The sequence below is a fragment of the Treponema sp. UBA7567 genome (genome assembly GCF_002476655.1).
Lineage (GTDB): Bacteria > Spirochaetota > Spirochaetia > Treponematales > Treponemataceae > Treponema_D.
This window is the reverse complement of sequence record NZ_DLLH01000019.1, coordinates 1-12656: the sequence shown is the minus strand read 5'-3', so window position 1 is coordinate 12656 and position 12656 is coordinate 1. Positions and strand designations below refer to the sequence as shown.

The following is a 12656-nucleotide window of genomic DNA, read 5'->3' as shown; positions in this document are numbered from 1 at the left end:
CTTTCGATCCTCTTTACAGACCTGACCTTGCTCGTGCGGAAACTCCAGGACAGATTGGCCAGGGAACTACGATTGAAAGCATAACTCGTCTTAGGGATGAAATGCTTGACCAGAGAATTGCTGCGCAGTCAAACAACGAATCTTACTGGGCTACTCGCGAACAGTATTACACTATGATTGAGCAGGTTTACAATGAACCGAACGATGTTTCTGTCCGGACGAATATGGACAAATTCTGGCAGTCTTGGCAGGAGCTTTCTGTTTATCCGGAAAGCAAGGCTGCCCGTCAAGCCGTTGTTACCCGTGCTGACAGTTTAACTCAGTCTATTTCTGGCCGCTATAATTCTTTGGCTGGAATAGGAACTCTTTTGAACGGCGATATTGAAGCTACTGTAAAGCAGGTAAATGATTATGCAAAGCAGATCGCTGATTTGAACGGCGAAATTGTGCGTTCCAAGGCGATGGGCGATAATCCGAACGATCTTATGGATAGAAGGGATTTGCTTGTTGAGAAGCTTTCTGGACTTGTGGAAATAACGAGCGACAGCCGCGACAGCGACGAGTTTATGGTTCACGTCGGCGGACAGGTTTTGGTTCAGGGAAGCGTTGCCCGCGGTTTTGATCTTGTTGCCCAGACTGACAGCAATGGTTATGACAAGGTTGTGTGGAAAGACACCGCTCTTAACGCTGACATAAAATCTGGAAAACTCGGCGCTTTGATTGAGCTGCGTGACAGTGATATAAGAAATGAAATTCAGGCATTGAACACTATGGCTGTAAATTTTGCTGATTTGGTAAACGATGTTCATCGCGCTGGAATCGGTGCGAACAATGAGACAGGGCTTGATTTTTTTGTTCAGCATCCTTTTGTTACTGATGTCAAGGGAAATTATGACCGCAACGGTGACGGTGAAGTTGATACGTCTTATATTTTCCGTTTTTCCGGTAAAAATTCGTTAAATCCTCAGGAAAAAGTCGGACTTGACGGTGTTATGACTTTGTCAGGCCATTCAGGAAATGTTGCTGTTCCATATTTTGCAAATGACACTGTGGAAGCTGTAATTGCAAGGATAAATGATTCTCAGGGCGAGGTTAAAGCTTATCTTGACCGCGAAAATAAACTCGTTTTAAAAGCGGGCGCTTCTGAATCAATGGAAAATCCAGACTTTGTGCTTCGCCATGTCGAAGATTCAGGACTTTTCCTTGCCGGTTATTCAGGCATTTTGAACGGAAGCGGCGCAGAAAACGCTTATGATTTTGCTCGCGCCGATGCGGTTGATTCTCTGGCTGGAGAATATTCTGTTGCTCCTGTTATGAATCCTGGCGGATATATTGCCGTTAGCGAAAAAATAAAAAACGACCCGAATTCAGTGGCGACAGGTTTTCCGAACGGCCAGGGAAGGGCTTCGATTGGAGATGCCCGTGCTGCTGTAGAAATTGCTTCAATCCGCAACACTGACGTAATGATTGGAACGAGCCGCACTTTTGACGACTATTTTGCAGAAACTGTCACAAATGCCGGTCTAAAAGGCGAACAGGCGGAAAATATGCTTTTGAGCCAGAATGCGATTATGAATGATTTAAGGAATTTTAGGGATTCTATCAGCGGCGTAAATATCGATGAGGAGCTTGCCGACATCATAAAATTTCAGCATGGATACAACGCTGCGGCAAAATATGTTTCTGTAATCGACCAGATGCTTGATACGATAATCAATCGTCTTGGCGTTTAGTTTTTATCTTTATAAGTTATAAGTTTGCGTTGCAAACTTACTAATCAATTGCAATTTCTCACTTTGATACGGAATTGCAGTAAAAGGTCAATCCTAAAACTGAAGTTTTTATCTTGGCTTTTTATGGGAGAAATAAGGCTATGAGAAGAATCAGCAGTCAGATGAATAACAACAATACTCAGAACAATCTTCGTATTCAGGAACGCCGCTTAAATAAAATAAACAACCAGATAGGAAGCCAGCAAAAAATTCAGTCTTTGCGCGATGATCCTGTTGCTGCAGGCCATCTTGTAAAATATCAGTCTTATCTTAACCGCGTAAACAATTTTGAAAAAAACGGACAAACTTTAAGCGACCAGTTTGTGTATCGCGAAGGTTATATGCAAAATTCTCTTGATATTATGCAGCGTGTGCGTGAGCTTGCAGTTACTGGAGCAAACGGAATTTATAATCAGGACGATTTGCGGAATATGGCTGTAGAAGTTGATGAACTTTTGCAGGAACTTGTTCAAAACGCGAATGCTACTGGTCCTGACGGAAATTCAATTTTTGCAGGCACAAACACAAACTCTCCTGCGTTTGAAGTTGATTTAGGTCATGTTGACGGTGCTGTTCAGCCTTTGATTTCTTCTGTTCGCTATAACGGAACGATTGATAAGAATAAAGTTGAAGTTGATGAAAATAAATATATTACAGTGGACAATGTTGGTTCAAAGACATTTTGGGCGGAACCTCAGCGCCTGTTCAGCGGACGTGACCTTTCTTCATGGCAGGCAAAGGAAAGCGGCGTAATAAATATCGACGGTCAAAAAATTCAGATGGAAAGCGGAGATACAGTATATTCTCTTGTTGCAAAAATCAACAGTTCAGGAGCCGCTGTAAAGGCTGCTGTCGATCCTGTTACGAACGGATTGAACCTTACAACGACGGATTCTCATCAACTCTGGCTGGAAGACGTTTCTGGAACTGTTTTGAATGACCTTGGAATAATAAAAGATTCAAGTCAAAAGCCTCCTTACAATACGGCGGATAATGTTCGTGTTTCGGGCGGTTCTCTTTTTGACAGTGTAATTTTGCTCAGAAATTCCCTTTTAAAAGGCGATGGAGATACAATCGGAACTCGCGTTCTTGCCAGCATTGACTCTGGAATAAACAATCTTACTACCCGCGTTGCAAAGTCCGGAAGCGAATATGAAAGGCTTCAAAACGACATTGTGCGGAATTCTGCGACTGCGCTGAACGTAACTTCTCAAATTTCTAGGGAAGGCGATCTTGACATAACACAGGCCATTACCGATCAGAAAATGCTTGAATATACCCAGCAGGCAACCTTAAGCAATGCCGGAAAAATGTACAGTTCTTCTCTCTTAAACTACATGAAGTAAAGTTTAAATTTTGAGATAAAAATTGAATGAAATTAAAAATAATTGGGAGGAAAATTTTTAGCAATGGAAGTAAAAACAAAAACAATGGGAACTGTCAATGTTGATGAAAGTCAAATCGTCAGTTTTCCAAACGGTCTTTATGGTTTTGAAGAATATCATAAATATGCGATTATAGAGGCGGAATACAAACCTTTTTACTGGCTTCAGTCTCTCGACGAACAGAACCTTGCCTTTATAATCGTTGATCCGTTTTTGATTGTAAATGATTATGAACTCGACATTGATGACAGAACTCTCTGTGAAATCGGCATTGATTCTCCGGGCGATGTAATTTTGTTCGCAATAATTACAGTTCCGGCAGACGGAAGCGCTGTAACTGCAAATCTTCAGGGGCCGATTGTTATAAACCGCAAAAATCGGACAGCTCTTCAGGTTATACTTTCTGATTCAAAATGGACCACAAAGCATAATATCATCAAAACTTTAAACGATAAGGAAAAAAAGTAATGTTGATATTGTCAAGAAAAGTAGATGAAAAAATAAAAATTGGCGACAACATTACAATCACTTTGATTGAAGTTCGCGGAGATCAGGTTAAAATCGGGATTGAAGCGCCAAAAAATGTAAAGGTTTTCCGTCAAGAAGTTTTTAATGCAATTCAGACAGAAAACAGGGAAGCTGCCGCAAATTCGCAGACTCTCGAAGCGCTTTCTAAATTCTTAGGCGGAAAATAAGTTTTTTTGAAGAAAAAGTTAGTCTAATCAAGAATAAAAAAATCGGCTTAAAAACTACATGTTTTCCAAGGCGATTTCTGCTTCGCTTTTGCGCAGATATTCAGGCCCTTCAAAATCTTTGAGGGGCTCTTTTTTTTCTTCAATCATTTTTTCGGCAATATTGAAAAGATTTATGCAGGTGTTTATTTGCGCGTCAAAATAAATAACGTCCAGAGAAGGGCTGTTTTGTTTGAGTTCTTCTGCAAAAAGCTTTGCATCCGGTCCGACGCAGAGAACTTTTTTTGTTTTGTCGATTACGGAAATTACTTTTTCTATCGTCGTGTCTTCCGGCTCAAGAATTGTCTTTTTATTTTCGTAAATTCCTGCAAAAAACTGTTCTTTTTTTGCATCGACTGTCGAAATTACAAGTCCTTCAAAATTTTTAAATGGCGAGGCGTAACATTCGAGTGTGGAAACTCCATAAACAGGCTTGTTAAATGCCAGCTCAATTGATTTTAAAGCGGAGAATGCAAGCCTCAAACCTGTAAAAGTTCCCGGACCTTTGCATAAAACCGTGTAATCGAGTTCTTCAGGTTTTAAATCGACTTTTTTTAAGACAAAATCAATGGCAGGCAAGAGTTCCTGGCTTTGTTTTTGTCCTATATCCAGCGACAGAGAAGTCGTAATATCATCATTTTTCGCGCTGACTGTCATGCAGCCAGATGCGCTGTCTATTGCTAAAGCTTTCATTTTTTTCCCCATAAAAAGTCGCCGTAAGGCCAGTTTTCGAGCGTAATTTTTCTTCGGCAGCCATCGGCGCTTTTCTGAGGCTCAAGCCGAATTATTATTGTTTTTTTTGGAAGCGAATCCATAATTTTTTCTGACCATTCGATTATGCTTACGCCGTTTCCATAAATCAATTCTTCTGCGCCAAGATTTATAAAGTCGTCAGTTCCGTTAAGGCGGTAAACGTCCATGTGATAAAGAGGAAGTTTTCCTTCGTATTCGCTTATGAGGCAGAATGTCGGGCTAGTGATTGTATCTTCAACTCCAAGAGCAATCGCAATTCCCTTTGTAATTGTTGTTTTTCCTGCCGCAAGAGTTCCCTGCATTGCAAGAATATCGCCTTTTTTTAATTTAGAACCTATTTTTTTTCCAAATTCAATTGTCTGCTCTGGTGAATCTGTATAAAAAGTCATATTGGTAATAATCCTTCGTTGTCCATTGAAAGAATTTTTTCTTTTATTGATTTTGTTACAGGCAAAACTGGATAATCAAAATTTGTGCCGTACGGATAATTTAATGTGACTGTCTTTCGTCCGAACGGATCAACTTCTATTGTAAAAGAAATCTCTACATCTTCCTGCTTTGAGAGAAAATCGATTTTTGCAATTGCAGTATAATTTCGGCGGTAATAAATCAAATTATCTTCAACGCCAATAGAACTGATTTCTAAAACTTTCATGTCTTTACAGAATAATCTAATCTAATTTTACCGTCAATAACAGTATTGCTGTTAAAAAGTCTTATGAATTTTTTTTGCATTTCAAAATGTTTCATAACCGCAGGCGAGTGCATTTATTCTATTCATAATATTTTTTTCAATTTTTACAAATTTTATGTGAATAATATATTCGTTATTTTTTGTTTTTGTAGTTCGGATTATAAAGCCGATTGCGCAGGCTTCTGTTTTTCCGTCAAAAGGAGCTGTTACTTTTAAATATTGCTCTGCTTTGATGGCAAGTTTTGTTGTTATCCTGCATCCTCCGGCAGAAATATCTAAAAGTTGTCCTTCATGTATTTTTTCGCTTGCTTTATATTCTGTTTTGTTGCCGTCAATTTCTGGTTTTACATAAGAAAAACTGCAATCTTGAAAAAGGTCAATTCTCGGAAAAGCGCGTTTTGTTCTGGAAAATATTTTATCGCTGTGGGTGCAGACAAGAAGGTCTGTATCTCTTTTCCCTTTCTGATAACGCACAACCCGGACTTCTATTTCGTAAGGCATTGAGTCTTTGTACACAAAAATCAACTTTATTTTTGAAAGAATTGCTGGTCTGTCCTGGGCAGGCAAATCTTCCGGAAGCTGAAAATGAAGTTCGTACTGATTTGAATCGACAAGAACGGTTAAAAAATGAATTCCCTGCGATGGAGTGTAATTAAAAGTTGTTCCGATTGGAATTACGCGCGAAGTTTTTATAATGGCAGAAGATTCAAACGTTTTTACAAGTTTTGCCCTGAGCGAAAAGATAACTGATTTTGCATTTTCATCTTCTGTGTTTTTTAATGAATTGAATTCACTTTTTAAGTATGAATTAAATGTATTTGTTTTATTGAGAATGTAATTTATGTTTGGGAGCGGATGTTCTGTGCAGATTTTAGAGAAAAGTTGTTTTTCGTCAGTTGAAAGTTTTGCGCGTTTTGAAATTTCATTTATATTTTTTTTTGAAGTAGGGCGGTTTTTGCTTTTTTCTGCATATGAATCTGAAATTTTATATTTTTCGAGAATTTTTGAGATGCCCCATAGAATTACAAGTATTGTCGCAGCAATAAGAGCAACTAGCAGAACGGAAAGAATATTTATGGAAAGCCTTGCTGCAATCGGTGAACCAGAATTCATTTATGCCTCCAGAGCGTCTGCCAGGCTGCCGAGCCGCGGGCTGATTTCGTATTCTGCCAAATCGCCCAAAAGGACTGTGTCCTTTGATTCAATAGCCTGTTCAAAGTCCTTTAGAATCGGAGACAAATCTGCGAAAAATTCGACAAAAGTTTTGCCTTCGATTTTTATTTTTCCAAATTTCTGAGGAAACAAGGCGGAAAGACTTGCTGTGTGGCAAATGCTGTCGATTAAATCAGCAAGCGAAGTAATTATTGAATTTGCTTCATTGTCTTTTCCAGCCTGAAATTTTACAGGAAGTTGTTTTAATTCTTCTGAAAGTTTGCGGCAGATTTCTTTTTCTTCGTTGAAAGAATTTTCGATTGCATCCTGACTTATAATTTCAAGTTCAATTTTTGTGTCCGGACACAATTGTTTTTCGGCAGTTTTGTCAAAATCTTCTGCACTGATATTTTTTCCGTCAACGATAATGCTTATGGTCGTTGCGTTTGATTTCGCACATTCTTCTTCAAAACCTCTGAGAACATCTCCGATTGTTTTTTCGTTTTCGAGCTCAACATCAATCTTTGTCCCGTTTACATAAAATTCCATAAATTTTTCCTGTTTCTGTAAGTTATAAAAATTCAAATTTTAGCTTAGATATATTTTACTATTGTTTTCCGTTGTTTGCAAAGTTTGAGATTGTATTTGACTGTGCGTTCAGACTGTTCAAGGTTCCTTCCATCTGTCCGTATTTCGACCTTAATTGCGCTTCTTTGCTGTCTATTTGACGTTCAAGAGTTGCAATCTTTGTTTCGGACGATTGAATCCTTGTTTTGAGAGTTGCGTTTTTATTTGCGATTATTCCGCCGCTCTGAACCCAGGAACCTAGCTGCCTGTCGAGTTGATATGCAATGCCTGAATCAACGATTAAATCTCCGTCAGAATCGTATCCAAAAATATTTTTTATCTGATCGAGGTCGTTTTCCAGAGCCTTGTCCAGCTGTTTTTCGTTTATTTCAAGGTAACCGCGGAGCTGGCTTGCGGAATATCCTCCTGAAGAACCTGTCGCCCTTGTTGAAATTCCAAGCTGATTGAGCATTGTTATTGCCGCATTTTCTGACCAGCGGTAACTTCCAGAAACAATTGATTGCAAGGAACTTTTTCCGGAACGTAGGGAACTGTCTCCAAAAAACATTCCGAGCCTTTTTTGCGCGTTTTCCTGCTCATCGCTTGTAAGATAATCTAATTCAGAAATAATTTCCGGCTTGTTTTCGCTCAAAATGTTCATTTCTGCCAAAACCTGATTGTAAGTTCCTACAAATTGAATTAGAGCGTCTTTTGCAGATTCTTTGTCCGGTTTTATGTCGATTGTCGCGGTCTTTTCAGTTGAATTAAATACATTCAGCGTTACATGAGGAATTACATCGTCTATTTTGTTTGTCGGACGGTTTACAGTAATTCCTTCGTACTTGATTATTGCATCTCCTGCAGTTGAAACCGGATGCACAGCTTCGTAGCCCAAATCTTTTTTGGAGTCATAAACCGTAAACTTTGAAACAGCAGCCGCTTCTCCTGTGTTTCTGTTTCGTATAACAATGCTCTGAATGTCCGGATAATTTTTTAAATCAACTTGAACTGTTTTTTCTCCAGTTTCTTCATCAATAGCAAGACTTGCGGTCTTAATCTGAGTTTCCTTTCCATCGGCAGTTCTTGCGTAAAAGTCTGTTTCGCCGGCAATTGGCGTAAGCAGGGTAGGAGGCACTGGCGGAAGTTCAACTTGTGTCTTGTCGTTAAAAACAGTCACGTCTTCGTAAGTAACTTTGCCTGCTTCCTGAAGTTCCGGCCGGGTAGTGCGGATAAGGTTTAATTCATCGGTTATATCCTGGGTTTCAAAGGTTGAATACGTGAATTCAATTCTATTATTCTTGTTTTCAAGAATTTCGTCATTAAGTTGAAGTTCAAGTCCAGAGCGCGGAGGAAGAATATAGCGGTTTTCTTCTGAATCCCATTCAACTTCTTTGCTTGTAATTTCCGGCATTCCAGACTGTTCTACCGCAGGAACTGAAAATTCGTCCTGAGGCGAATAAAAATCTTCCAAAGACGTTCCGATTTCCTGAAAGTCAGCCTTTGTTTTTGCAATGATTCCGTGTTTCAGGGCGAATGAAAGCGCATCATCCTTAAAAATTAAAGTATTTTCATCGCCAGTTTTTAATGACTCAAGTAAAAGCGACTGTTTGCTGTTTGAAACACCGACGATGCTTGCTTTTATTGTGTTTGCTCCGCGTTTATTGAGAGAATTTACAAATTCCGAAACTTTTCCGCCTTTCCAGTTAAAAGAAATCGTTTTGTCTGCGACCTGAAAACTGTATTTCCCTTTTGGAATTGAAAAATCTTTGTCCAGCTCTTCCGAAAGAAAACGGTCTGATGTCGCCGGTTTTACAACATCAATTTTAATTTGACCGTAAGCTGCTTCTCGTCCGGGTGTTGCGGTTATTGCATTTTCGTCAGTTGAAGTCGAAATTTTATTGTTGAAGGGATTGTCAAATGAGTAAAGAGTTTTTGTATTTGTGCGAAGAGCCGTCATCTTCTGGCTCATTCCGTTCCAGGCATTTTGCTGTTCCTTGTACCTGTCGAGCGACTCCTGCTCCCTTGTAAGCGGAAGCCGCTCTTTTTTAATCAATGCTTCAATAAAATCGTTAGTCTTATATTTGTCACTGACCCCAGGTATTGATATATCAGCCATGTTGTAATCCTGTAAATTATGCTAATGCAAGAAAATGAATTAAATCATTTCGTCAAACAATACTCCGATTGCTTTCCGTATTCTTACTTTTAACTTTTGAATGTCTTCGGAAGGAATTTGTTTTATGACTTTATCAGTTTTTGAGTCAACAACGGTAACAACGACTTGATTCAGTTCCTTATTTACCGAAAATTGGACTTTTCTACCCGAAACAACATCTGATAGTTTTTGTAATTGACGGACATCTTCTTGTAATTGGGCATTTTTGTCGGAAATGTTTTGAACCACTTGTGCAGCATCTGCCATAGGCATCTTTACTTCCAGTTTTTGCGGAATTCTAGATGCATAAACATTTGCGGAGTTTGCTGATATGCGGCCATCCATTGCCGGCTGCCCTATTGAACTTATTGTCATGGGGCTTTCCTCCTGAAAAATGAAAGAAGAAGGAGGGCGCACCCCTTCTTCTTTACGCTTTTATTCTAAAAAAGATAACATCCAGGAATCTCTTAAATAATAAAAGCGATTTTGCTATCTGAGCAATGCAAGTACGTTCTGTGACTGGCTGTTTGCCTGTGCGAGCATTGCTGTACCAGCCTGTGAAAGAATCTGGTTTTTTGTATACTCAACCATTTCAGAAGCCATATCTGTATCACGGATGCGTGACTCAGCAGCCTGAAGGTTTTCTGCAGCTACGCCAATACCGTTAGAAGCCATTTCAAAGCGGTTCTGGTATGCACCGAGATCTGCACGCTGTTTTGAAACTGTCAAAAGCGCGTTGTCGATTGATGCAATAGCCATGTTAGCTTTGTCTGGTGAATCAATTCCAATCTGTTCATCAGATCCCTGGGCTCCTTTAAGTCCAAGAGCTTCGGCTGTCATAGTGCCGATGTATACACGAGCGTTCTGGTCAACATTTGCACCGATCTGGAACTGCATAATGCGTCCTGATACTGAATCTGAAGCGAATGCGCCTGTAAGAGTATTCATTCCGTTGAACTGAGCCTGAGAAGCGATACGATCTACTTCTGCAACGAGCTGAGATACTTCAACCTGAATCTGCATACGGTCTTCATCGCTGTAGATGCCGTTTGATGACTGAACTGCGAGTTCACGAATTCTTTGAAGAATGTCTGTAGTTTCCTGCAAATATCCTTCTGTAGACTGAATGAAAGAAACACCATTCTGAATGTTTCTGTTGGCTTGATTCAATCCACGAATCTGGCTGCGCATCTTTTCAGATACTGCAAGTCCTGAAGCGTCATCGCCAGCTTTGTTAATGCGCTGACCTGAACTGAGTTTTTCGATGTTTGCCTGCAACTGTTCATTAGAAACTCCCAGTGTGCGATTTGAGTACATCGAACTCATATTGTGATTAATAACCATAATTTGTGCCCTCCATGCAAAAAAACATACGACTTCATGCCGTAAGTCCTGCCATTGTGCGGTTTGCAGTCGGTTTTGCGCCCCCTTCTGCAATTTTAGTCCATCAGCAGGAACTGTTATTCGTATTCTGTATAAAAATACTAATAACCGTCCATACTGTCACAAGGTCATGGAGAGCTGTTTTCAAAGATCATTGGCATTCCTAAAAAAAATGCCCGGTTTTTCAGATAAAACTGCAATAAAATTACAGCTTTTTGTTCTGCAAAACTCTATGAATAAGATTATAGCAAAAAAAACTGCTAAATCAAATTCTAAAGTTAGGTTTTTAGTGTTTTTTGTGAAAAAATAAAAAGAAGTATAACAAAAACACCGCAAAATTTGTCAGAAATTCAAAAATGATTTTAAAATCATACTTAGATTTCTGACAAATTACTATACAGCACTATCTAAGCAAAGACAATACGTTCTGTGATTGTGAGTTTGCCTGAGCAAGCATTGCTGTTCCAGCCTGTGTGAGTACCTGGTTCTTGGTGAATTCAACCATCTGCGAAGCCATGTCTGTGTCACGGATGCGTGATTCAGAAGCCTGCATATTTTCAGCTGAAATATCAAGTCCGCGAACTGCATATTCCATGCGGTTCTGGTAACCACCGAGATCGGCACGCTGCTTGTTAATCTTTTTAAGAGCTTCGTCGATAGTTCCGATTGCGCGGTTGGCCATATCAGGAGATGCCAAACTCATTGGAGTTTCAGTACCGATTTCGCGGATACCGAGAGCTTCCGATGTCATTGTTCCGATGAATACCTGCATACGCTGATCCATGTTTGCTCCAATGTGGAACCACATAGAACCTGTAACAGTGTTTTCACCTGTAGACTGCGCAAAACGTCCTGTGAGCATGTTCATACCGTTGAACTGTGCTGTAGATGCAATGCGGTCTACTTCTGCAACGAGCTGAGAAACTTCAACCTGGATCTGCATGCGGTCTTCGTCGCTGTAGATGCCGTTTGATGACTGAACTGCAAGTTCGCGGATACGCTGCATGATGTCTGTTGTCTCCTGCAGATAACCTTCTGTAACCTGAATGAAACTGATACCATTCTGTGCGTTCTGAGAAGCCTGGTTCAATCCACGGATCTGGCTGCGCATTTTTTCAGATACCGCAAGCCCAGAGGCGTCATCACCAGCGCGGTTGATTCTTTCGCCTGATGAAAGCTTTTCCATGTCTTTTTGAAGACCCTGGTTAGTTACTCCTAACTGTCTGTTTGAATACAGAGCTGACATGTTGTGGTTAATGACCATAATTTTTTCCTCCATGGAAAATTGTCAATCCAAAATCCTTTTTGGACTGTTTGTAAAAGGAAACTTCTGCATTTACAAGGCTACATCCATTTCCTTTTACATTGACTTGTTTGGACATCTGTTTCATCGAAACATTTCTGCCCATAACTTGTCTTTATTCTTATCGGCATTGGAAATAAATATCTTTAATAAAAAATTCAATTTTTTTTGAACTTTTTGAAAAAAATAGTTGAGCGAGGAAGTGCAATTTTACGTGCAGGCAGATTGCAAAATTTTCTGGCATAAAATAGTCAGCTATACTATGTACAAAAAAACACGGTCTGCCAATTTTTTGTGACAGACCGTGCATTGTAGTGTAATTCAAGATGAAATAAAAAAAAATGAATTTTAGCCTTGTTTATTCAGATTTTTTAAGATGTCAGAAATTGCTCGCGCTGCTTTTCCGCGGTGAGAAATTCTATTTTTTTCTTCGGCTGAAATTTCTGCGACAGTTTTTTTGTATTGCGGAAGATAGACAATAGGATCGTAGCCAAAACCTCCGTTTCCTGCCTGTTTTTTTATGTCGTCGATTAGCTCGCCTTCAAAGGTTTCCTGGGCGACAAAAAAACGTTCACTGTTTATGAGCAAAACCATTGCGCAGACGTAAAAACATCTGCGGTTTTTTGAGCCTGTTGCGTTAAGCTGCAGAATAAGGTTTTCATTCTGCTCGTTTTGCGGCATTTTGTGACCGTCTGGATAACCGCGCATAAATTCTGGACCTGCATAGCGTGAAGTGTAGATTCCTGGTGCGTTTGCGAGGC

The 12656-nt window shown here is 39.7% G+C and carries 14 protein-coding genes; 4 read left to right on the top strand and 10 right to left on the bottom strand.

The window, feature by feature from the left end; translation table 11 throughout:
• The 4 genes from flgK to csrA form a co-directional block, all read left to right on the top strand.
• A partial coding sequence (gene flgK / locus B3Y13_RS02055) for a flagellar hook-associated protein FlgK (RefSeq protein ID WP_296692411.1) occupies positions 1 to 1733 on the top strand: 1733 nt, incomplete at its 5' end.
• A gap of 140 nt (positions 1734 to 1873) precedes the next feature.
• Positions 1874 to 3118, top strand: coding sequence for a flagellar hook-associated protein 3 (locus B3Y13_RS02050; RefSeq protein ID WP_296692408.1), 1245 nt, complete (start codon positions 1874 to 1876; stop codon positions 3116 to 3118).
• Positions 3119 to 3181: 63 nt separating this feature from the next.
• On the top strand, positions 3182 to 3625 hold the full coding sequence (gene fliW / locus B3Y13_RS02045; RefSeq protein WP_078929737.1) for a flagellar assembly protein FliW: 444 nt from the start codon (positions 3182 to 3184) through the stop codon (positions 3623 to 3625).
• The gene (csrA, locus tag B3Y13_RS02040; protein ID WP_273443248.1) at positions 3625 to 3852 is read left to right on the top strand and encodes a carbon storage regulator CsrA; all 228 of its coding nucleotides are present in this window, start codon (positions 3625 to 3627) and stop codon (positions 3850 to 3852) included. Before fliW ends, csrA begins: the two co-directional genes overlap by 1 nt.
• Positions 3853 to 3906: 54 nt before the next feature.
• Here the strand turns inward: csrA and tsaB are convergent, their stop codons facing one another.
• The 10 genes from tsaB to B3Y13_RS01990 form a co-directional block, all read right to left on the bottom strand.
• On the bottom strand, positions 3907 to 4581 hold the full coding sequence (gene tsaB / locus B3Y13_RS02035; RefSeq protein WP_296668986.1) for a tRNA (adenosine(37)-N6)-threonylcarbamoyltransferase complex dimerization subunit type 1 TsaB: 675 nt from the start codon (positions 4579 to 4581) through the stop codon (positions 3907 to 3909).
• Positions 4578 to 5030 (bottom strand): tRNA (adenosine(37)-N6)-threonylcarbamoyltransferase complex ATPase subunit type 1 TsaE, encoded by a 453-nt coding sequence (tsaE, locus tag B3Y13_RS02030; protein WP_296668985.1) that lies wholly within the window; start codon positions 5028 to 5030, stop codon positions 4578 to 4580. Before tsaE ends, tsaB begins: the two co-directional genes overlap by 4 nt.
• A complete protein-coding gene (locus tag B3Y13_RS02025) occupies positions 5027 to 5296 on the bottom strand; it encodes a hypothetical protein (protein WP_296022717.1) in 270 nt (89 codons plus the stop codon). The genes tsaE and B3Y13_RS02025 overlap by 4 nt, the downstream gene beginning before the upstream one ends.
• A gap of 81 nt (positions 5297 to 5377) precedes the next feature.
• On the bottom strand, positions 5378 to 6448 hold the full coding sequence (locus tag B3Y13_RS02020) for a PilZ domain-containing protein (RefSeq protein ID WP_296668983.1): 1071 nt from the start codon (positions 6446 to 6448) through the stop codon (positions 5378 to 5380).
• Positions 6449 to 7036, bottom strand: a complete 588-nt coding sequence (locus B3Y13_RS02015) for a hypothetical protein (RefSeq protein ID WP_296022719.1) — start codon at positions 7034 to 7036, stop codon at positions 6449 to 6451.
• A 58-nt stretch (positions 7037 to 7094) separates the two neighbouring features.
• Positions 7095 to 9170 (bottom strand): flagellar filament capping protein FliD, encoded by a 2076-nt coding sequence (gene fliD / locus B3Y13_RS02010; protein ID WP_296692404.1) that lies wholly within the window; start codon positions 9168 to 9170, stop codon positions 7095 to 7097.
• A 39-nt stretch (positions 9171 to 9209) separates the two neighbouring features.
• Positions 9210 to 9584 (bottom strand): flagellar protein FlaG, encoded by a 375-nt coding sequence (locus B3Y13_RS02005; RefSeq protein ID WP_296022721.1) that lies wholly within the window; start codon positions 9582 to 9584, stop codon positions 9210 to 9212.
• A 114-nt stretch (positions 9585 to 9698) separates the two neighbouring features.
• Positions 9699 to 10553: a flagellin gene (locus B3Y13_RS02000; RefSeq protein ID WP_296022722.1), complete on the bottom strand. Its 855-nt coding sequence runs from the start codon at positions 10551 to 10553 to the stop codon at positions 9699 to 9701.
• A 442-nt stretch (positions 10554 to 10995) separates the two neighbouring features.
• The gene (locus tag B3Y13_RS01995) at positions 10996 to 11856 is read right to left on the bottom strand and encodes a flagellin (RefSeq protein ID WP_078929749.1); all 861 of its coding nucleotides are present in this window, start codon (positions 11854 to 11856) and stop codon (positions 10996 to 10998) included.
• 387 nt (positions 11857 to 12243) lie between these two features.
• On the bottom strand, positions 12244 to 12656 hold a 413-nt coding region (locus B3Y13_RS01990; RefSeq protein WP_296692403.1), incomplete at its 5' end, for a non-canonical purine NTP pyrophosphatase.